The organism is Streptococcus sp. HMSC034B05, from assembly GCF_001809055.1.
Taxonomy (GTDB): Bacteria; Bacillota; Bacilli; order Lactobacillales; family Streptococcaceae; genus Streptococcus; species Streptococcus constellatus.
Genome location: NZ_KV795608.1, coordinates 356 through 19,179, shown reverse-complemented (window position 1 = coordinate 19,179; position 18,824 = coordinate 356). Strand labels below are relative to the sequence as shown.

General features: G+C 38.1%; 21 protein-coding genes and 1 pseudogene. 18 read left to right on the top strand and 4 right to left on the bottom strand.

Going from position 1 to position 18,824, the window contains the following annotated elements; all coding sequences use genetic code 11:
* Positions 1-3 precede the first annotated feature (3 nt).
* The 4 genes from HMPREF2542_RS04435 (at position 4) to HMPREF2542_RS04420 (ending at position 3,232) form a co-directional block, all read left to right on the top strand.
* Positions 4-954: a branched-chain amino acid ABC transporter permease gene (locus HMPREF2542_RS04435; protein WP_003070047.1), complete on the top strand. Its 951-nt coding sequence runs from the start codon at positions 4-6 to the stop codon at positions 952-954.
* Positions 954-1,718: an ABC transporter ATP-binding protein gene (locus tag HMPREF2542_RS04430; RefSeq protein ID WP_003070045.1), complete on the top strand. Its 765-nt coding sequence runs from the start codon at positions 954-956 to the stop codon at positions 1,716-1,718. The genes HMPREF2542_RS04435 and HMPREF2542_RS04430 overlap by 1 nt, the downstream gene beginning before the upstream one ends.
* Positions 1,718-2,428, top strand: coding sequence for an ABC transporter ATP-binding protein (locus tag HMPREF2542_RS04425; RefSeq protein ID WP_049481782.1), 711 nt, complete (start codon positions 1,718-1,720; stop codon positions 2,426-2,428). Before HMPREF2542_RS04430 ends, HMPREF2542_RS04425 begins: the two co-directional genes overlap by 1 nt.
* 147 nt (positions 2,429-2,575) lie before the next feature.
* Entirely contained in the window at positions 2,576-3,232 is a 657-nt protein-coding gene (locus HMPREF2542_RS04420) for a CBS domain-containing protein (protein WP_003070042.1), read from the top strand.
* Positions 3,233-3,289: 57 nt separating this feature from the next.
* Here the strand turns inward: HMPREF2542_RS04420 and HMPREF2542_RS04415 are convergent, their stop codons facing one another.
* Positions 3,290-4,153, bottom strand: coding sequence for a YitT family protein (locus HMPREF2542_RS04415; RefSeq protein ID WP_058670239.1), 864 nt, complete (start codon positions 4,151-4,153; stop codon positions 3,290-3,292).
* Positions 4,154-4,305: 152 nt separating this feature from the next.
* Between HMPREF2542_RS04415 and tmk the strand changes: the two genes are divergently transcribed.
* The 7 genes from tmk to nth all read left to right on the top strand — a co-directional run bounded on the left by tmk (position 4,306) and on the right by nth (position 8,703).
* Positions 4,306-4,944 carry a dTMP kinase gene (gene tmk / locus HMPREF2542_RS04410; RefSeq protein WP_058670240.1) on the top strand — a complete coding sequence of 213 codons (639 nt, stop codon included), beginning with the start codon at positions 4,306-4,308 and terminating at the stop codon, positions 4,942-4,944.
* Positions 4,941-5,834: a DNA polymerase III subunit delta' gene (locus HMPREF2542_RS04405; RefSeq protein WP_058670241.1), complete on the top strand. Its 894-nt coding sequence runs from the start codon at positions 4,941-4,943 to the stop codon at positions 5,832-5,834. The genes tmk and HMPREF2542_RS04405 overlap by 4 nt, the downstream gene beginning before the upstream one ends.
* Before the next feature lie 34 nt (positions 5,835-5,868).
* On the top strand, positions 5,869-6,186 hold the full coding sequence (yabA, locus tag HMPREF2542_RS04400; RefSeq protein ID WP_009568211.1) for a DNA replication initiation control protein YabA: 318 nt from the start codon (positions 5,869-5,871) through the stop codon (positions 6,184-6,186).
* A gap of 2 nt (positions 6,187-6,188) precedes the next feature.
* Entirely contained in the window at positions 6,189-7,052 is an 864-nt protein-coding gene (gene rsmI, locus HMPREF2542_RS04395) for a 16S rRNA (cytidine(1402)-2'-O)-methyltransferase (protein ID WP_058670242.1), read from the top strand.
* Between the two features lie 11 nt (positions 7,053-7,063).
* A complete protein-coding gene (locus tag HMPREF2542_RS04390; protein ID WP_058670243.1) occupies positions 7,064-7,573 on the top strand; it encodes a methylated-DNA--[protein]-cysteine S-methyltransferase in 510 nt (169 codons plus the stop codon).
* Between the two features lie 17 nt (positions 7,574-7,590).
* Positions 7,591-7,944, top strand: coding sequence for an arsenate reductase family protein (locus HMPREF2542_RS04385; RefSeq protein WP_058670244.1), 354 nt, complete (start codon positions 7,591-7,593; stop codon positions 7,942-7,944).
* 135 nt (positions 7,945-8,079) lie between these two features.
* Positions 8,080-8,703, top strand: a complete 624-nt coding sequence (gene nth / locus HMPREF2542_RS04380; protein WP_058670245.1) for an endonuclease III — start codon at positions 8,080-8,082, stop codon at positions 8,701-8,703.
* Positions 8,704-8,729: 26 nt separating this feature from the next.
* Here the strand turns inward: nth and HMPREF2542_RS04375 are convergent, their stop codons facing one another.
* Together HMPREF2542_RS04375 and HMPREF2542_RS04370 are read right to left on the bottom strand one after the other, a co-directional pair.
* Positions 8,730-9,557, bottom strand: a complete 828-nt coding sequence (locus HMPREF2542_RS04375) for an exodeoxyribonuclease III (RefSeq protein WP_024052028.1) — start codon at positions 9,555-9,557, stop codon at positions 8,730-8,732.
* Between the two features lie 84 nt (positions 9,558-9,641).
* A complete protein-coding gene (locus HMPREF2542_RS04370) occupies positions 9,642-10,313 on the bottom strand; it encodes a methyltransferase family protein (protein WP_058670246.1) in 672 nt (223 codons plus the stop codon).
* Positions 10,314-10,738: 425 nt separating this feature from the next.
* Between HMPREF2542_RS04370 and HMPREF2542_RS04365 the strand changes: the two genes are divergently transcribed.
* The 3 genes and pseudogenes from HMPREF2542_RS04365 (at position 10,739) to metG (ending at position 14,642) form a co-directional block, all read left to right on the top strand.
* The gene (locus HMPREF2542_RS04365; RefSeq protein ID WP_058670247.1) at positions 10,739-12,061 is read left to right on the top strand and encodes an AbiH family protein; all 1,323 of its coding nucleotides are present in this window, start codon (positions 10,739-10,741) and stop codon (positions 12,059-12,061) included.
* Between the two features lie 101 nt (positions 12,062-12,162).
* Positions 12,163-12,516: pseudogene (locus HMPREF2542_RS04360) on the top strand (DUF421 domain-containing protein); the annotation flags it as partial.
* Between the two features lie 128 nt (positions 12,517-12,644).
* Positions 12,645-14,642: a methionine--tRNA ligase gene (metG, locus tag HMPREF2542_RS04355; RefSeq protein ID WP_058670249.1), complete on the top strand. Its 1,998-nt coding sequence runs from the start codon at positions 12,645-12,647 to the stop codon at positions 14,640-14,642.
* Between the two features lie 89 nt (positions 14,643-14,731).
* Here metG and HMPREF2542_RS04350 read toward each other — a convergent pair whose 3' ends face one another.
* The gene (locus tag HMPREF2542_RS04350) at positions 14,732-15,913 is read right to left on the bottom strand and encodes a DUF2974 domain-containing protein (RefSeq protein ID WP_058670250.1); all 1,182 of its coding nucleotides are present in this window, start codon (positions 15,911-15,913) and stop codon (positions 14,732-14,734) included.
* 91 nt (positions 15,914-16,004) lie between these two features.
* Here HMPREF2542_RS04350 and HMPREF2542_RS04345 point away from each other — a divergent pair, with 91 nt between their 5' ends.
* The 4 genes from HMPREF2542_RS04345 (at position 16,005) to HMPREF2542_RS10130 (ending at position 18,772) form a co-directional block, all read left to right on the top strand.
* Positions 16,005-16,691, top strand: coding sequence for a response regulator transcription factor (locus HMPREF2542_RS04345; protein ID WP_070484412.1), 687 nt, complete (start codon positions 16,005-16,007; stop codon positions 16,689-16,691).
* Positions 16,675-17,655, top strand: coding sequence for a sensor histidine kinase (locus HMPREF2542_RS04340; RefSeq protein WP_070484409.1), 981 nt, complete (start codon positions 16,675-16,677; stop codon positions 17,653-17,655). Before HMPREF2542_RS04345 ends, HMPREF2542_RS04340 begins: the two co-directional genes overlap by 17 nt.
* 123 nt (positions 17,656-17,778) lie before the next feature.
* A complete protein-coding gene (locus HMPREF2542_RS04335) occupies positions 17,779-18,537 on the top strand; it encodes a TraX family protein (RefSeq protein ID WP_070484406.1) in 759 nt (252 codons plus the stop codon).
* Positions 18,538-18,643: 106 nt separating this feature from the next.
* On the top strand, positions 18,644-18,772 hold the full coding sequence (locus HMPREF2542_RS10130; RefSeq protein ID WP_006269833.1) for a hypothetical protein: 129 nt from the start codon (positions 18,644-18,646) through the stop codon (positions 18,770-18,772).
* The last annotated feature ends 52 nt before the right edge of the window (positions 18,773-18,824 follow it).

Here is an 18,824-nt window from a genome sequence, read left to right as displayed (position 1 = left end):
GCTATGAAGAAGAATTTAAAAATAAATATTTTATGGTTTGTTCTCCTTCTTGCTGGGTATGGGTTGATTACCTTGCTTGCTAGTGCAGGAGTTTTGAATGATTTTTATCTACAAATCTTACAACAAATTGGTATTAACATTATTTTGGCAGTAGGTTTAAATTTGATTGTCGGTTTTTCAGGTCAATTTTCTCTGGGACATGCTGGATTTATGGCAATTGGTGCCTATGCAGCTGCGATTATTGGCTCGAAATCAGCTACTTATCCGGCCTTTTTTGCAGCTATGGTATTAGGAGCGTTGATTGCAGGAACAGTAGCTTTGATTGTCGGGATTCCTACTCTTCGCTTGAAAGGTGATTATTTAGCGATTGCAACGCTTGGGGTCTCTGAAATCATTCGCATTTTAATCATTAACGGTGGTGATTTGACCAATGGAGCTGCGGGTATCTTGGGTATTCCTGCCTTTACCAATTGGCAAATGGTATATTTCTTTGTAGTTATTACAACTATTTTGACCATCAATTTTTTGCGGAGCCCAATTGGACGAGCAACCTTATCAGTTCGTGAAGATGAAATTGCGGCAGAATCTGTAGGGGTCAACACTACTAAAATTAAAGTGGTTGCGTTTGTCTTCGGAGCTATAACAGCTAGTATTGCAGGCTCACTTCAGGCTGGATTTATTGGTTCTGTTGTGCCGAAAGATTATACCTTCATCAATAGTATCAATGTCTTGATTATCGTGGTCTTTGGTGGTCTTGGTTCTATGACAGGTACTATTGTTGCAGCAATTCTCTTAGGTATCTTAAACATGGTGCTACAAAATGTGGCAAGTATTCGTATGATTATTTACTCTCTTGCTTTGATTTTAGTGATGATTTTCCGACCAGGTGGACTTCTTGGTACTTGGGAATTGAACTTCTCACGCTTCTTTAAAAATGATAAGGAGGTCAACTAATGGCGCTTCTTGATGTAAAAAATCTAACAAAAAATTTCGGCGGGCTGACCGCTGTTGGTGATGTAACCTTGGAGCTGAATGATGGGGAATTAGTCGGTCTCATTGGCCCAAACGGTGCAGGGAAAACAACGTTGTTCAACTTGTTAACGGGTGTTTATGAACCAAGTGAGGGAAGCGTGACCTTGGATGGCCATTTGATTAATGGCAAGGCTCCTTATAAGATTGCTTCGTTAGGGCTTAGTCGCACATTCCAAAATATTCGATTATTTAAGGATTTGACAGTGCTAGATAATGTCCTGATTGCTTTTGGAAATCATCACAAAGCACATGTCTTTGCTAGCTTCTTTCGTTTGCCAGCTTTCTATAAAAATGAGGCAGCATTGCGTGAGAAAGCATTGAAATTGCTAAAAATCTTTGATCTAGACGGAGAAGCAGAAACACTTGCTAAAAATTTAGCTTACGGACAGCAGCGGCGCTTGGAAATTGTGCGTGCTCTAGCAACAGAACCCAAAATTCTCTTTTTAGATGAGCCTGCTGCGGGAATGAATCCGCAGGAAACAGCGGAATTGACAGAGTTAATCCGTCGTATTAAAAATGAATTTCAAATCACAATTATGTTGATTGAGCATGATATGAGCCTCGTCATGGAAGTAACAGAGCGAATCTATGTATTAGAATATGGTCGGTTGATTGCACATGGGACTCCTGATGAAATTAAAAATGATAAACGTGTTATCGAAGCTTATCTGGGAGGTGGAGCCTAATGTCTATGCTAAAAGTTGAGAATCTTTCTGTCCATTATGGCATGATTCAGGCAGTCCGAGATGTCAGTTTTGAAGTCAATGAAGGAGAAGTTGTTTCTCTTATTGGTGCAAATGGTGCTGGAAAAACGACGATTCTTCGGACAATTTCAGGACTGGTTCGTCCAAGTTCAGGAAAAATTGAGTTTTTAGGAAATGAAATTCAGAAAGTTCCTGCTCAGAAAATTGTGGCGGCAGGACTGTCTCAGGTACCGGAAGGACGCCATGTATTCTCAGGTTTGACTGTTATGGAAAATCTGGAAATGGGTGCCTTTCTGAAAACAAATCGTGATGAAAATCAAGCAAATCTAAAGAAAGTTTTTTCACGTTTTCCACGTTTGGAAGAGCGTAAGAATCAAGATGCTGCAACTCTTTCTGGAGGTGAGCAGCAGATGCTTGCCATGGGACGGGCTCTCATGTCTACTCCTAAACTCGTGCTTTTAGATGAGCCCTCAATGGGATTGGCTCCTCTTTTCATCCAAGAAATTTTTGATATTATTCAAGATATTCAAAAGCAAGGCACAACTGTCTTATTGATTGAGCAAAATGCTAATAAAGCGCTCTCGATTGCTGACCGTGGCTACGTTTTAGAAACAGGAAACATTGTCTTGTCTGGTACAGGAAAAGAATTGCTCGCTTCTGATGAAGTTCGCAAAGCTTATCTTGGTGGGTGAAATGAGGAAAAAAAGAAGTGGTTTTCTGCTTCTTTTTTATTCACTAATTTATTATTGGAAAGCGGAACAATGACTTTGAAAGCGTTTGAAATAAGCTGAAAAATACAGTATAATAGAACTGAAAATTAGAGATAAAGGAGAATTTCCATGGCTGTTAAAGATTTTATGACACGAAAAGTGGTATACATTAGTCCAGATACGACAGTAGCACATGCGGCAGATATCATGCGGGCGCAGGAACTTCATCGACTTCCCGTTATTGAAAATGACCAATTGGTCGGTTTGGTGACTGAAGGAACGATTGCAGAAGCAAGTCCTTCAAAAGCAACAAGTTTGTCTATTTATGAGATGAATTATTTGTTAAACAAGACCAAAATCAAAGATGTCATGATTCGTGATGTGGTGACAGTGTCGCAATTCGCTAGCTTGGAAGATGCAACTTATTTAATGTTAAAAAATAAGATTGGGATTTTACCGGTTGTGGATAACCAACAAGTTTATGGTGTTATTACAGATCGTGATGTTTTTAGAGCCTTTCTGGAAATTGCTGGTTATGGAGAAGAAGGCATTCGTGTCCGCTTCATTACAGAAGATGAAGTCGGTGTGTTGGAAAAAATTGTTCATTTAATTGTTGAAGAAAATCTTAATATCTCTAATGCTGTCAATATTCCACGAAAAGATGGGAAAGTTGTTATTGAAGTGCAAATCGATGGCGATATTGATTTGCTAGCTTTGAAAGCAAAATTTGAAGATAAAGACATTCAGGTTGAGGATATAACCCGTACTTCAGCAAAAGCTTTATAACAAAATAAAAACGCATGGAATCAGTAAAAACTAGTAACATGCGTTTTTTTATAGTTATTATTTTTGAAGTGGTTGTTTATTAGCATCTAGAGTAAACCCTTCACCTAAGATTTCATGAGCATCTGTAATCGTAATAAAAGCACGTGGATCAACACTATGAATCACATTTTTCATCGTTTGCATTTCGTTCCGTCCAACGACACAGTAAATGAGTTTTAAGTTGTTTTCACTATAGTAACCTTGTCCATTGATGAAAGTAACTCCGCGGCCGAGATCTTCATCGATTTTCTTTGCTAACTCTTCTGGATGATTTGTGATCACCATAAATCCTTTACCAGCATAACCGCCTTCACTAATCAAGTCAATCACTCGTGAAGCGATAAAGACAAAAATCAAGGTATAAGTCACTAGGCGAACATCTTTAAAAACAAGTACAGTGAAAATAAGGACGAAGAAGTCTACAGTAAACATCAATTTTCCCATGGAGATGTTCGTATACTTGTTAGCGATTCTAGCAATGATGTCCGTACCACCCGTGGTGCCACCAGCATTGAAAACAATTCCCAGTCCAACGCCAGCAATAACCCCGGTTAGGAGCGCTACAATTACGAGATCGCCTTCAAGGTTAATCACGAAAGGAATTTTCTCAAAGATAGTCAGCCAACCAGAGACTGCAAAGGTTCCTAAGATGCTAGAGTATAATAGCCGTGAGCCAAAGACTTTCCAGGCAATGATGAAAAGAGGAATGTTGATGATGAGATTCATTAGTGAAACGGGAATTTTAAGTAAATAGTATGTGATGAGAGTCACCCCAGTCGCGCCCCCTTCATACAAATGATTTGGAATAATCAGATAATTGATGGCGAAAGCAAAAATTCCAGCTCCTAGAATAATCGTCAGATAGTTTTTAAACTTAGACATGATAACCTCCTAATAGTTTCTGCACACTCTATTGTATCAAATCTTGAAAGCTTATGTACAATTTTGAAACTAATTTTTAAAGTTTTTTTGTCGGTGATTTTTCTTTCTTTTTTTGATAAAATAGAGAATAGAAAAATTAGAAATGAGTTACTATGTCAAAAGGAATGTTCATCTCTTTAGAGGGACCAGATGGTGCAGGGAAATCAAGTGTTTTAGAAGCTTTGATTCCTATTTTAGAAACAAAAGGGCAGGCGTTTATCACAACGCGAGAACCTGGTGGAGTAGCGGTTGCTGAAAAAATCCGTGATATTATTTTAGATCCTAAGCATACAGAAATCGATGAAAAAACAGAATTGCTCCTTTATATTGCCAGCCGCAGGCAGCATTTGGTGGAGCGCATCGTACCAGCCTTGAACCGCGGTGAGCTTGTGTTAGTAGACCGTTTTATTGATAGTTCTGTTGCTTATCAAGGATTTGGTCGCGGGCTCAAGGTAGCAGACATTGACTGGCTAAATAATTTTGCGACAGACGGTTTGAAGCCAGATTTGACTCTTTATTTTGATATTGAAGCAGAAGAAGGCTTAGCCCGCATCGCTAAGAGTAAGGATAGGGGAGCAGATCGTTTAGATCAAGAAAGTGTGGAATGGCATAAACGAGTGCGTGAAGGATATTTATCTATTCTTGAAAAAGAGCCAAATCGTATGAAAAGGATTGACGCCAGTCAGCCACTTGAAAAAGTAATTTCCGATACGGTAGCAGTGCTAGCAGAGCATGTTGAGAGTCTAAGATGAAAATAGAAGAATTAGCTCAGTTACAGCCAGTCTTGTTTGAGCGTTTTGAACAAATTTTACAGCAGAATCGTCTGAATCATGCTTATCTGTTTACAGGAGCTTTCGGCAGTTTTGAGATGGCTAAATGTTTAGCTCAGAGTTTGTTTTGCACTAATAAAAATGGTGTCTTGCCTTGTGGAGAATGCCGAAATTGCCGTTTGATTGAGGAAGAGGATTTTTCAGATGTGACGGTTGTTCGACCAATCAATAATATTATAAAGACAGAGCGAGTCAGAGAATTGGTACGCAATTTTTCTCAGTCAGGATTTGAGAGCAACAAGCAAGTTTTTATCATTTGTGACGCAGAAAAAATGCATGTCAATGCGGCTAATTCATTGCTGAAAGTGATTGAAGAGCCGCAAAGTGAAGTGTATATTTTTTTACTAACGGCAGATGAAAACCTTATTTTGCCGACCATTAAAAGTCGAGCGCAGCAATTTTATTTTCCGAAAAATAAAGCATATTTGTTTAAGAAATTAGAACAAGCTGGAGTGATGAAGACGCAAGCAGAATTGTTGACGGTTTACAGTCAGACGGAAGAAGAAGCTATGCGTTTGGCGGCTAGTTCATCATTTTTTGAACTAGTTAATGAATGTGAATGTTTTGTATCTTTTTGCTTGAATCAAAAAGCAATCGCCTATTTGCAGGTTGCGAAGTTAGCTAGTCTGGCTGATGATAAGGAAAAGCAAGGACAGGCTTTGAAGGTGCTGGAAATTTTATTTGCTAAAGAGATGGAAACAGAGTGTGGACGCTATTACTTAGACGGTATATTTACAGCGAGGAAAATGTGGCAAGCAAATGTTAGCTTTCAAAATGCACTCGAATATATGGTGTTACAAGAAAGAATCTGATGTGCTGTATTAGCATAGGAAAATGGTAGTGGGGATGAATAAAAAAGAATTATTTGATGCGCTAGATGAATTTTCTCAAAACCTACTTATTACTTTAGCAGAGGTAGAGGCAATTAAGAAAAATCTGAAAGGCGTAGTAGAAGAAAACGTAGCGCTTCGTTTGGAAAATGATAAATTACGAGAGCGATTGGGCCAAGTGGAGCATACAACAACACCAAAAACAAAAAGAAATCGCGATAATCTGCGTAAATTATACGAAGACGGTTTTCATGTCTGTACGGATTTTTATGGCCAACGCCGTGAAAATGATGCAGAATGCATGTTTTGTGACGAGTTGCTGTTTAGGGAGTAGGCATGCAGATTCAAAAAAGTTTTAAAGATCAGTCGCCTTATGGAAAGCTTTATCTAGTGGCAACTCCGATTGGGAACATGGATGATATGAGTATTCGCATGGTGAATACTCTAAAAGAAGTCGATTATATTGCAGCAGAAGATACTAGAAACACTGGTCTTTTGCTTAGACATTTTGACATTGCGACGAAGCAGATTAGCTTTCACGAGCATAATGCCAAAGAAAAAATTCCTGATTTGATTCGTTTGCTGAAAAGCGGGCAGGATATTGCTCAGGTTTCGGATGCAGGTTTGCCTAGTATTTCTGATCCAGGGCATGATTTAGTCAAGGCTGCTATTGCTGAGGGAATCGCAGTAGTAACTGTGCCTGGACCGAGTGCGGGAATTTCAGCGTTGATAGCAAGCGGTCTAGCTCCGCAACCTCATGTTTTTTATGGATTTTTGCCACGCAAGGCTGGACAACAGAAAGAATTTTTTGAAAGTAAGAAATCTTATCCTGAAACTCAGATTTTTTATGAATCTCCTCATCGGGTCAAAGCTACTTTAGAAAATATGCTCAGTATCTATGGGGATCGTTCTGTAGTACTAGTACGGGAATTAACTAAGATTTATGAGGAATACCAGCGTGGACGGATTTCCGAAGTGATAAATTTTGTTTCGGGAAATCCACTCAAAGGAGAATGCTTGTTAATCGTAGAAGGTTTTAAGGAAGAAGAGGTTGAACAGTCAGAAGCGGATTTGTTGGTAGAGGTTGATCTTCTAGTAGCATCAGGAGTAAAGAAAAATCAAGCTATCAAACAAGTGGCAAAAAAATACGGTTTGAATAAAAGTTCGCTTTATGCACGGTACCATGAACAAGCGAAATAGTGAGAAAAATCATGATTTTTTACAAACAAATGTATCTCTCTCCTTTAGGAGAAATGTCTCTTGTTGCTAATGAATCAGGTCTTGTTGGAGTTTGGTTTTTACAGCAGAAATATTTTGAACATGGTTTAGAAGAAGGAAACCTGCTTCTGGAAAAAAATGACATTTTGAAAGAAACGGAACTTTTGCTAGAACACTATTTTAGCGGAGATTGTCCAGATTTTTCGAGTCTTCCTTTAGCTTCTGTTGGGACAAATTTTCAACAACAAGTTTGGGCTTATCTGCAAACTATTCCTTACGGAGAAACAGTTACTTATGGTCAGATAGCAAAGAAGTTAGGTAATCGTTCTGCGCAGGCTGTTGGCGGTGCTGTAGGTAGAAATCCTTTTTCTATCATCGTTCCTTGTCATCGGGTGCTAGGCAGTCAAGGACAACTAACTGGCTATGCTGGGGGGCTGGACAAGAAACGGTGGCTTTTGGAGCATGAGGGCGTTGAGCTTAACGAGAAAGCTTTAGATAAATGATAAATGGAGGAGAAAATATGTTACGATTTATTGAATATCCAAAATGTTCGACCTGTCGCAAAGCCAAGGCTGAGTTAGAGCGGCTGGGTTTGGAATTTGAAGCAGTAGATATTGTCAAGGAAACACCGTGTAAAGAGGAGATTCTAACTTGGATTGAAAATTCTGATTTGTGCCTTAAATCTTTCTTCAACACTAGCGGACTCAAATATCGGGAGTTAGGTTTGAAAGACAAACTATCAGGATTGTCAATTGAGGAAGCCGCAGATCTTCTAGCAGCAGATGGCATGCTCATCAAGCGTCCGATCTTAGAAAAAGATGGGAAAATCCTGCAAATAGGCTACCGTACAGAGTATGCGACATTAGATTTATAGAATAAAAAGGAAGTGAGATGACGAAATGGATTTCTTTGAAACCATGACGGTTGTCCCACTTTTTTAAGCTCTACATTTTGGTATCATTGGCGTTCATGTTATAATATTTTTAATAAACAAAGGGAAAGGGGAAAAATGGTTTTATCAAAAAAACGTGCACGAAAAGTGATTGAGGAGATAATTGCTCTATTTCCAGATGCCAAGCCCAGCCTAAATTTTAGAAATCATTTTGAACTGCTGGTAGCGGTCATATTGTCAGCTCAAACAACAGATGCAGCGGTTAATACGGTTACACCAACCCTTTTTAAAGCTTATCCGACTCCATTAGAAATGGCTGCGGCGTCAGAAAGCGAAATTGCTAGCTATATCGCTCGTCTGGGACTGTATCGTAATAAAGCTAAATTTTTGAAAAAATGTGCTCAGCAATTGCTCGCTAATTTTGATGGGCAGGTACCTCATGCACGGAAAGAATTAGAAAGTTTGGCTGGTGTAGGGCGCAAAACAGCAAATGTGGTTATGAGTGTCGGTTTTGGTATTCCCGCTTTTGCAGTGGATACCCATGTGGAGCGAATCTGCAAACACCATGATATTGTCAAAAAGTCAGCTACACCGCTTGAAGTTGAACAACGAGTGATGGAAGTTTTACCAAAAAATGAATGGTTGTCTGCACATCAGGCTATGATTTGCTTTGGACGCGAAATTTGCCATCCTAGAAATCCTAAATGCGATCAATATCCGCAGTTGTACCATTTTGATTGAAAAAAAAAGAGGGGAAACCTCTTTTTTTATAACTCAATTTCCAATACAATTGGTGTGTGGTCTTGCCTTGTACCTGAGTCAATCATTTCTGACTTGGTTACTTTATCTGCAATTCGATTGCTGGTCAGCCAGTAATCAATTCTCCAGCCACTGTTATTGATTTTGCTGGTCTTGCTGCGTTGTGCCCACCAGCTATAAACATTTGGAATATCGCCGTGAATGTAACGGAAAGTATCCGTAAAACCACGATTTAACAGATTGGTAAATCCGGATCGTTCTTCATCTGTAAATCCAGGTGATCGACGGTTGCTAGAAGGATGAGCGAGGTCAATCTCATTGTGGGCTACATTGTAGTCCCCTGTCGCAAGGACAGGTTTTTCTATGTCTAAAGCTGTTAGATAGTCAGCATATTTTTTGTCCCAGATTTGTCGTTCTTCTAAACGTTTTAAACCATCACCTGCATTGGGAGTGTAGACTTGTGTGACAAAGAATTTTTCAAACTCAAGGGTAATAATACGCCCTTCGGCATCCATAGTAGAAGGTGCACCGATTTCTGGGAAGGTTATTTTTGGAGATAGATTCTCTTTGTATAAAAACATAGTTCCGGCATAACCTTTACGTGCAGGTTCTATAGAAGAGCGCCATGTAGTTTCATAATGTGGGAATAATTCATCCAAAACTTTTAGATGTTTTTTAGTTGGTCCGTTAGCAGATAATTTAGTCTCTTGAATGGCGATAATATCAGCGTCTAATCCTACTAAAGTCTGTAAAACAGCTTGTGACAATTGCGCGCGTGCAGAATCACTGGTCAGGGCAGCGTTGAGGGAGTCAATATTCCAAGAGATGAGTTTCATAAGGGTACCTTTTCTAGAGTTATTTTTTTCTATTTTACCAAAAAAAGGCTAAGCAGGCGAGTTTTGGGTTTGTCATTTTCTTTGTTACCATAGGAATGGAATGATTTTTGTAGTGACTTGATTTTTGTATTCTTGATAGCCTTCTAGATTCTTTTCTAAGAAAGCCTCTTCTCCTTTTATGCGCTGGTTGATAATAGGAATATAAAGAAGCATGACAAGGAAAGCTAAAAGTGAACCTAAAATGAGCGGAATGCTCAGAAACAGGCCAAGGGTTGCTAGATACATAGGATGTCTGACGATTCCGTAAAGCCCAGTTGAAATGACGTTTTGCTGGTCTTGAACATCAATAATTCTAAATAAATGGTTATTTTCTCGCAGAACTTCAGCATAGAGGAGATAGGATGCTAGAAAAATGAAACTTGCACACCATGTGATTCGGCTGGAAACTTGAAACCAAGAGAAACGATAGTCTAAACCAGCTAAGATAAAGGTAGCAAGAAAGAGTAAAGCACTCAAAAAAATGATCTGCTTTTGTTCCTTTTCTTTCTCTTTCATTTCCAGTCTTTTTCTAAGGAGGTCAGGTTTATAAAGGAACAGAAGGATTCCAATCAAGAGCATTGGTAGAAAGACCAATCCCACGAGAAGCCAGCCCTTCCAAAAGTCTAAACTTCCTGCTGGTATAAAAATGAGCAAAATCAAAAACATAAGACCAGACAGGTATTTTAGAATAACTTGGCTAATAAGATGTGTTTTCATTTTTAGCCCTCCTTTGCTCCATTATACTAAAAATCTGTGTAAAAATTCACTCGGAAGGCATCGATTGCTAAAAATTATTTGCAAAAATTCACTCGAAGAGCATCAAATACAAAAATTTATTTGTAAAAATTAGCTAGAAAGGTTTAAATGATAAAAATTTTGAGTAAAAATTCATTCAAAGAGTAGCGGGCGCTAAAAATTATATGTATAAATTTAATTGAAGGGTATTGAGTTCAAAAAATACCTACAGAAAATTGAGTTTAATCGTCCAACTTTATGCAAAACTATTATTGAGAACGTTTTTTGCTGAGTTGCTATGTTAATCAAATTTAAAGTCTTGATGATAGGTGAATCATGATATAATGTTAAGTAGCTAAATGTTTTAGAGGAGTATGTTACTGAAAGGAAAGTGAAGGAGATGGACAGTGAGTGAACGAGAAATTACTGAATTGTTTGTTGTTGGGAATGGCTTTGACTTACAATGTGGTTTAGGAACAACATATTATAATTTTTTATCATACGTCTTAACCAATCATTTCAAAGAAAATTTTGAACAAAAGCTTATTGATTCAGATAAGCCTGTTGTTGAACAATATGAGACTAGATTACGTGATTACTTGAATATCGCTGAGGACGTGGGGACATACCAAGTTCATCGTAATTATCCTGATTTTAAGGAGGTCAATATTTGGTATTTAATATTTTTGTTTGAAAAATCAAAAGGGCTAAAGAATTGGGCTTCGGTTGAAGAAATTATGGCTAATTATTTAAAAGACTATCAAATAATTGATTTCATTAGTCATACTATAGCGGATGCTGTTTCAGCCGAAAAAATTGGAACGAATCTCGAAAAATATGCAGAATTAGGACTTTCACGAACTCCTTATAGCGAGCGCTCTTTTATTCTAAAATTTATTACATATTCGATACTTCATAAGGATGTAAGCTCAATGCCTCAAAATGATATGTATAAAAAAATGCAAGAATGTTATTCAACGAAAGCGAATGTTGATATTGATCGTATAAAGGAATTGGTTACAACTATTTTAATGTTAGAGCTTAATGAGCTTGAATATGATTTTGAGTGTTTTATTAAGTGTCAAGTAGAAAAAAATGCTAGCTATCTAGCGAAAAGTAATGATCTTCTAAAACGTATGTTAAATCCTGAGTCTGATTCTATAACACCTGTAGAATCTAGACCATACTATTTGTTAAGTTTTAATTACACTTCTATTTGGTCGGAGAGCTGTAAACCTAAGTATTCACCGACTAAGTATGCCGATATCCATGGGAAAGTGCCTAAAAGTAGTATCAGATTAAGTAATATTATTTTTGGAATTGATCATGAAGGTGTGGATGCTACTGCTTTAGAGTATCGTTTTACTAAAACCTATCGAACGCTTCAACTCTATTCAAGAAATTTTGAAGATGTTGCGAATGATAGAGAAATTTATATTGATACTATTAAACAAATTAAGTTCTATGGTCACTCACTAGCAGAAGCTGATTATGCTTATTTTCAGCAGATGTTTGACTACTATGAACTGTATGGTAATCAAAATTTAGAACTGATATTTTATTATAGTGTTTATGAAGGAAGTGAGCCCGAACGGATTCAGCAAGAGCAGATGTTAAATATCTCTCGTTTGATTGAGAAATATGGTCAAACATTAGATAATAAAAATCATGGTAAAAATTTATTAACACGGTTAATTCAAACTAATAGGTTGAAACTAATTTGTATATAAGGTTAGTAACTCATATTCTTGAGTTTGATTGTAAGCTTATTGAGTAACATAAGGGAGAAGGGATAAATTTACTGACTTTAGTAAATTAACTTCAGATGTGCAGACCAACGATCTTGATTCAGCATGGAAAGCTAAGTTCAGAAGCTTGTCGTTCCGTTGGTCTTTCAACCGCAGATGTGGCCTTAAAACTACGTAGCCAGGGCATTTTCCAGCTTAAGCAGGTCAAGAGGGCGGTTATCGAGCAAAATGGTCAGCTCATCGTCGTGCAGGCAGGTGAAGAAAATCCCAAATATCCCATTGTCACAGATGGTGTTGTCCAGATTGATGTTTTAGAATGTATTGACAAAACAGAAGAATGGTCCGTCGAGAGACTGACTAAAAGCGGTTATCCTGACATTTCTAATATCTTTATCGCAGAATACGAAAGCGGCAGTTTGAACGTTGTGAGCTATTAAACCTAGAATCTTGTCTAGGTCTTTTTTATGCTTACAGAAGAAGAATTTGTCCTGTCGCAAACCCTGCAAAATATGGTATAATGAGATGTTATCAAAAAAGGTTTCATTAGCCTTGAAAGGATTAAAAAATGACTACAAAACAACCGTTTTATATTACGACACCTATTTACTACCCGTCTGGCAAGCTCCACATCGGGTCTGCCTATACGACCATTGCCTGTGATGTTTTAGCTCGCTACAAGCGTCTCATGGGGTATGATGTTTTTTATTTAACAGGGCTTGATGAGCACGGTCAAAAGATTCAACAAAAAGCAGAAGAAGCGGCCATAACTCCTCAAAAATATGTGGATGGAATGGCAGAAGAAGTAAAAGAACTCTGGGAATTGTTAGATATCTCTTATGATCAATTTATCCGCACAACTGATGACTACCATGAAAAAGTTGTGGCAGATGTCTTTGAACGTCTCTTGTCTCAGGATGATATTTACTTGGGTGAGTATTCAGGCTGGTACTCTGTTTCTGACGAAGAATTTTTCACTGAAAGTCAGTTAGCAGAAGTTTTTCGTGATGAATCTGGCAAGGTTATCGGAGGAATTGCCCCATCAGGTCATGAAGTTGAGTGGGTGTCAGAAGAATCTTACTTCTTGCGTTTGGGTAAGTACGCTGACCGTTTGGTAGAATTTTTCCATGCACATCCAGACTTTATTCAGCCTGATGGTCGTATGAATGAAATTATCAAGAACTTTATTGAGCCCGGTTTGGAAGATTTAGCAGTTTCGCGTACCTCATTTACGTGGGGCGTTAAAGTACCTTCAAATCCTAAGCATGTGGTTTACGTATGGATTGATGCCCTTCTCAACTATGCAACAGCTCTTGGTTATGGTCAAGATGACCATGCCAACTTTGATAAGTTCTGGAATGGTACAGTCTTCCACATGGTTGGGAAAGACATTCTGCGCTTCCACTCTATTTATTGGCCAATCATGCTCATGATGTTAGACTTGAAATTACCAGAACGTCTGATTGCTCATGGTTGGTTTGTCATGAAGGACGGCAAGATGTCTAAGTCTAAAGGAAATGTCGTTTACCCAGAAATGTTGGTGGAACGCTTTGGACTGGATCCGCTTCGCTATTATCTCATGCGTAGTCTTCCAGTAGGTTCTGATGGCACTTTTACGCCAGAAGATTATGTTGGTCGTATCAACTATGAACTTGCCAATGACCTTGGAAATCTCCTCAACCGTACGGTTGCTATGATTAACAAGTATTTTGACGGTCAAGTGCCGATTTATAAAGAGAATGTGACAGAATTTGATGCGGACTTGGCAGCAGTGGTAGCAGAAAATATCGCAATCTACCACAAACAGATGGATGCCGTGGATTATCCACGCGCCCTTGAAGCAGTTTGGAATATTATTTCTCGTACTAACAAGTATATTGACGAAACAGCACCTTGGGTGTTGGCTAAAGATGAAGCTAAACGTGATGATTTAGCAGCGGTTATGGCGCATTTGGCAGCCAGCCTACGTGTGGTGGCTCACCTCATTCAGCCATTTATGATGACTACATCAAATGCTATCATGGAACAGCTTGGTTTGGGGGCAGATTTTGACCTAGAAAATCTAAATTTAGCAGGACTGCCAACGGGTATTAAAGTAGTTGCCAAAGGGACACCAATCTTCCCACGTCTTGATATGGACGAAGAAATTGCCTATATCAAAGAGCAGATGGAAAGTGGCAAGCCAGCTATTAAGAAGGAATGGAAGCCAGAAGAAATAGAACTCACACTCAACCGTAAAGAAATCAAATTTGACGACTTTGATAAGCTGGAAATTCGTGTCGCAGAAGTCAAAGAAGTTTCTAAAGTGGAAGGGAGTGATAAATTACTCCAATTTCGCTTGGATGCTGGAGATGCAGAAGATCGTCAAATCCTCTCTGGGATTGCTAAATACTATCCAAACGAACAAGAGTTAGTCGGTAAGAAAGTACAAATCGTAGCCAACCTTAAGCCACGCAAAATGATGGGGCGTATCAGTCAAGGCATGATTCTCTCAGCCGAATATGGCGATCAGTTGACACTTCTGAGTGTTGACCCAAGCGTGCCAAATGGGAGTTTGATTGGGTGATTTAGAAAGAATAATATTAGAATAAAAAATGAATGACGGTCTTACAAATGTGACTAGTCATTCATTTTTTGATTAAATTAGTTAAAGTACTATTCATCTTTATTTAAAAATGAAAACCTCTCCGCCAGACTAGCCCAATTCCCTCGCATATCGGTCATAAAAGTGGCTGGATTGGGTGTTTTAAAATCATCAATCCAAGTCTGGTAACGGATTGAAATGAGGAGTCGAGTTAAGCGGTTCAGCATTTCTTTTTCTTGGTCTGTTAGGGCATGGGCGTTTTGGACAATAGTCAGTAATTTTTTGATACTGTTGGGTTGGAAAAAATCATCAATAGATGTAATTTGAGCGTCTAAAATGAGACCGAAAAAGACATCAAAGAAATCTTTTAGATCGTCATCTGGAACAGCATCCACCCATTCTTTTAGAGTTTTGTCTGTCTGAATGCTGTCTGGATTGAGCGTGTTAAGTAAAATAAAGTGCTTATTTTCAATCTGCCAAGAGAAAGTGTCATGTTGAGCAATTCCACCAATGGCTACGCTTTTAACGATGTGAGCTTGTTTAGGTGTTTCCAGCATCATTCCGACGATAGAGCCCTGCGGAATGTAGCGTTTGATTTTTGAAGCAATGCTTTGATATCCCTCTGTTTCAATAATCGTATGGTTTAATCCTGGAGCATCAAAACTGTAGATTTGCTTGATTCTATCTTGCAAAGCAGGCTCTACTTGGCTGCTAGCATAAGTCGCTAGATTACCACCTTTCGAATGTCCTGTCAGGATAAAGGTGGCTTTTGGAAATGCCTTCATAACCTTTTGAACGTAGTGCACAGCAGTTTGCTGGGCAGGGACATGTTCCATATAAGTCATATGGAAATCTTCTTTCCAGCCGATAATGGAATCATCTGTTCCGCGAAAAGCAATGACATAGGTGTCTAAGTTAATTTTATAAACCATAGCGGCAAATTGCTTTTGCATCTCAAGATCAATATCGTTTACATACCCAAAGAGTTTGAGGTTTTTATAACGCTTCACTATAGAAGCCTGTGTCAAAAGCTTTAAGCGATGTTTGGTATTCATCAGGGAGTTTACTTCAGACATATATTGTGGTACATCAATTAAACGGCTCGCTTTTTGTAGTTCAAGACTGTCCGTGACGATTGTATCGTAGTTTAAGTAAGTAATTTCGGTTAGGAGCAAAAAATCCAGCTCTGTAAAGGGCTGATCATAGATGTTATCGTATTGTATATCTTCTAAATAGTTAAAAATATTTCCCATAGTCATTCTCTTTCGTAGATTTACTGTTAGTATAGCATATTTCATCAAGTCTTTGTTATAATAGAAAAAGGAAACAGAAGAGAGGGATAGCATGCACAAGATATTATTAGTGGAAGACGATGCCGTCATTCGTCAACAAGTCAAAAAAATGCTGGAACAATGGGGATTTGAGGTGATTGCTGTAGAGGATTTTATGCAGGTGCTGACGATTTTTGTCAAGGAAGAACCGCATCTAGTCCTGATGGATATTGGTCTACCGTTGTTTAATGGTTATCATTGGTGCCAAGAAATTCGCAAGATTTCTAAAGTGCCTATTATGTTTTTATCTTCACGTGATCAGGCGATGGATATTGTCATGGCGATTAACATGGGCGGAGATGATTTTGTGACGAAGCCATTTGACAATAATGTCTTGTTGGCTAAGGTTCAAGGACTCTTGCGTCGTTCGTATGAATTTGGAACAGATCAAAGTTTGTTGGAATACCATGGGGTTATTCTCAATCTCAAGTCCATGGATATGATGTATGATGGAGAAGTGATTACGTTAACGAAAAATGAATTTCAAATTCTGCGTGTGCTATTTGAGCATTCTGGCAGTATTGTTTCGCGTGATGATCTCATGAAAGAACTGTGGGACAGTGATTTCTTTATTGATGACAATACCTTATCAGTCAATATCGCCCGCCTGCGCAAGAAATTAGAAGATGCTGGACTGAAAAATTTTATTGAAACCAAGAAAGGAATTGGGTACAGATTGACGAATGAATTCTCAAAATAAATGGTTGTTTTTCAGATATTATCTGCGTTCGCGTCAATTTTCTTTTATTATTCTGCTGATATTTTATGTGATATTATTTGCTTTTAGTTTACTGTATGATGATGCTCAGGCTGTATTGTACTATGTCATGTTGATGTTGTGTTTGCTTAGCATGATTGGTCTTGTGTTTGATATTGTTAAGCACTATCAAAACTTTCGACGAGCTGCTTTATATGGCGAGGGACAAGCAGATACACCTTTAGAAGCTCTGCTATTTTCCAAAATAGAAAAATTAGAGGATGAAAAAAAGGAGCTGAAAACACAGGAGCGAGTTAGGCAGAATGATTTGCTGGATTATTATACACTTTGGGTGCATCAGATAAAAACACCGATTGCTGCTAGTAAGCTTTTGGTGCAGGATTTGGGTGAGCAAACACTGAAAAAGCAGTTGGAACAAGAAATTTTTAAAATCGATTCTTATACCAATCTGGTGTTGCAATATTTGCGCTTGGAGAGTTTTCATGATGATTTGAGTGTCCAGAAAGAAAACATAGAGGAAATGGTCAAGGAAGTTGTCAAAAAATATGCCATTTTCTTTATTCAGCAAGGTTTAAGTTTGGACTTGCATGATTTGAAACAAACGATTATTACGGACAAAAAATGGTTTGTGGTGATTTTGGAGCAAATTCTCTCAAATAGTCTGAAATATACTAGTCAAGGTGGCATTGAGATTTATTTTAAAGATGATACGCTTTATCTGAAAGATACAGGTCTGGGCATTCAAAACAGTGATATTTTGCGTGTGTTTGAGCGTGGCTTCTCTGGTTATAACGGTCGTTTAACCCAGCAATCATCTGGTTTAGGACTTTACCTGTCTAAGAAGATTGCGGACGAGTTAGGACATGAACTGCACTTGCAGTCGGTTGTAGGCGAAGGGACAACCGTTATGGTTACGTTTAAAGAGCAGAAACTGCTGTTTGAATAAGCAAACAATCTTACAAAATTGTAAGAAAAAACGATACAAATGAAAGGTTATGTTATGGTGGCAACCTTTCTTTTTTTTGTATCATAGAGTTAGAAAATAAGTTCATATTTAGGAGAAACTAAAATGAAAACAAAAGGTTTAAATACTTTTCAGCTAAAATTGTTAATGGCTTTTCTCATGGTCCTTGATCATCTGGATAAAATACCAGGTTTGTTATCGGGGGGATGGGCTGGTATTTTTCATGCTTTGACACGCTGTGTTGCGGCTTGGTTTGCTTTTGCAGCAGTGGAAGGTTTTATCTATACTCGCAGCCGTTTGCTTTACAATTTCCGTCTCTTTTCTTGGGCTGCTGTTATGTTTATAGGAAATACAGTTATCAATTTTCTTTTCCAGGCAAAAAGCGTTCAGCTCAACAATAATATTTTCTTAACCTTGGCATGTGGCGTGCTTGTGCTCAATCTTTTTTTCGGCATTTCCAAGAGTAATCATACTTATCGAATGAAAGAAAATCCTATTCGTTTTCTTCTGGGGATTCTTGTTTTGCTGGCAGCTAGTTTCATAACGGAAGGTGGCCTGCCCTTGATTCCATTTATGCTGATTACGTATATCTGTCGAGAAAAGAAAAACTTACGAAATCTGCTGTATGGTATTTTAGCGCTTGCCCTATTTTGTATGAGCATTCAGATTTATCCGACATGGGTTACAACCCTCTCAATGATGCTTTATAATTCGGATTGGCTCTTTATTACAGTGCTGCCATTCATTTCGCTCTATAATGGTGAGCGCGGTCCTGTGACTAAGTGGAGTAAATATTTCTTTTATGTATTTTACCCTGCTCATCTCTGGTTGATTGCTCTGATTGCTTATCTAGTGCAAAAATGAATCTTACAAAAATGTAAGATAAAAGCAATAAATGAAAGATTAAGTTATGGATGAACACCACAAGATATCTTACAATAAACTTGTCAGAAAGAAGAAGGAGCAGAAGATGAGACGATTGAAAAAACAATTCAAAAGCAAAACTTCACAAGGTCAACCTAGTTTGAAAGAAATTGAACGAGCAGAATTTGGCTATGCAGTTCGTCAATCTGTTCAAACTCTCTACTTAGGATTTTAAAATAGATAGGAGAAAAACGATGACATTATTAGATGTTCAACATGTTAAAAAG

Excerpts from the sequence above, each read along its gene's own strand:
- HMPREF2542_RS04435 (WP_003070047.1), top strand. The coding sequence starts at position 4 with ATGAAGAAGAATTTAAAAATAAATATTTTATGGTTTGTTCTCCTTCTT.
- HMPREF2542_RS04430 (WP_003070045.1), top strand. The coding sequence starts at position 954 with ATGGCGCTTCTTGATGTAAAAAATCTAACAAAAAATTTCGGCGGGCTG.
- HMPREF2542_RS04425 (WP_049481782.1), top strand. The coding sequence starts at position 1,718 with ATGTCTATGCTAAAAGTTGAGAATCTTTCTGTCCATTATGGCATGATT.
- HMPREF2542_RS04420 (WP_003070042.1), top strand. The coding sequence starts at position 2,576 with ATGGCTGTTAAAGATTTTATGACACGAAAAGTGGTATACATTAGTCCA.
- HMPREF2542_RS04415 (WP_058670239.1), bottom strand. The coding sequence starts at position 4,153 with ATGTCTAAGTTTAAAAACTATCTGACGATTATTCTAGGAGCTGGAATT.
- tmk (WP_058670240.1), top strand. The coding sequence starts at position 4,306 with ATGTCAAAAGGAATGTTCATCTCTTTAGAGGGACCAGATGGTGCAGGG.
- HMPREF2542_RS04405 (WP_058670241.1), top strand. The coding sequence starts at position 4,941 with ATGAAAATAGAAGAATTAGCTCAGTTACAGCCAGTCTTGTTTGAGCGT.
- yabA (WP_009568211.1), top strand. The coding sequence starts at position 5,869 with ATGAATAAAAAAGAATTATTTGATGCGCTAGATGAATTTTCTCAAAAC.
- rsmI (WP_058670242.1), top strand. The coding sequence starts at position 6,189 with ATGCAGATTCAAAAAAGTTTTAAAGATCAGTCGCCTTATGGAAAGCTT.
- HMPREF2542_RS04390 (WP_058670243.1), top strand. The coding sequence starts at position 7,064 with ATGATTTTTTACAAACAAATGTATCTCTCTCCTTTAGGAGAAATGTCT.
- HMPREF2542_RS04385 (WP_058670244.1), top strand. The coding sequence starts at position 7,591 with ATGTTACGATTTATTGAATATCCAAAATGTTCGACCTGTCGCAAAGCC.
- nth (WP_058670245.1), top strand. The coding sequence starts at position 8,080 with ATGGTTTTATCAAAAAAACGTGCACGAAAAGTGATTGAGGAGATAATT.
- HMPREF2542_RS04375 (WP_024052028.1), bottom strand. The coding sequence starts at position 9,557 with ATGAAACTCATCTCTTGGAATATTGACTCCCTCAACGCTGCCCTGACC.
- HMPREF2542_RS04370 (WP_058670246.1), bottom strand. The coding sequence starts at position 10,313 with ATGAAAACACATCTTATTAGCCAAGTTATTCTAAAATACCTGTCTGGT.
- metG (WP_058670249.1), top strand. The coding sequence starts at position 12,645 with ATGACTACAAAACAACCGTTTTATATTACGACACCTATTTACTACCCG.
- HMPREF2542_RS04350 (WP_058670250.1), bottom strand. The coding sequence starts at position 15,913 with ATGGGAAATATTTTTAACTATTTAGAAGATATACAATACGATAACATC.
- HMPREF2542_RS04345 (WP_070484412.1), top strand. The coding sequence starts at position 16,005 with ATGCACAAGATATTATTAGTGGAAGACGATGCCGTCATTCGTCAACAA.
- HMPREF2542_RS04340 (WP_070484409.1), top strand. The coding sequence starts at position 16,675 with ATGAATTCTCAAAATAAATGGTTGTTTTTCAGATATTATCTGCGTTCG.
- HMPREF2542_RS04335 (WP_070484406.1), top strand. The coding sequence starts at position 17,779 with ATGAAAACAAAAGGTTTAAATACTTTTCAGCTAAAATTGTTAATGGCT.
- HMPREF2542_RS10130 (WP_006269833.1), top strand. The coding sequence starts at position 18,644 with ATGAGACGATTGAAAAAACAATTCAAAAGCAAAACTTCACAAGGTCAA.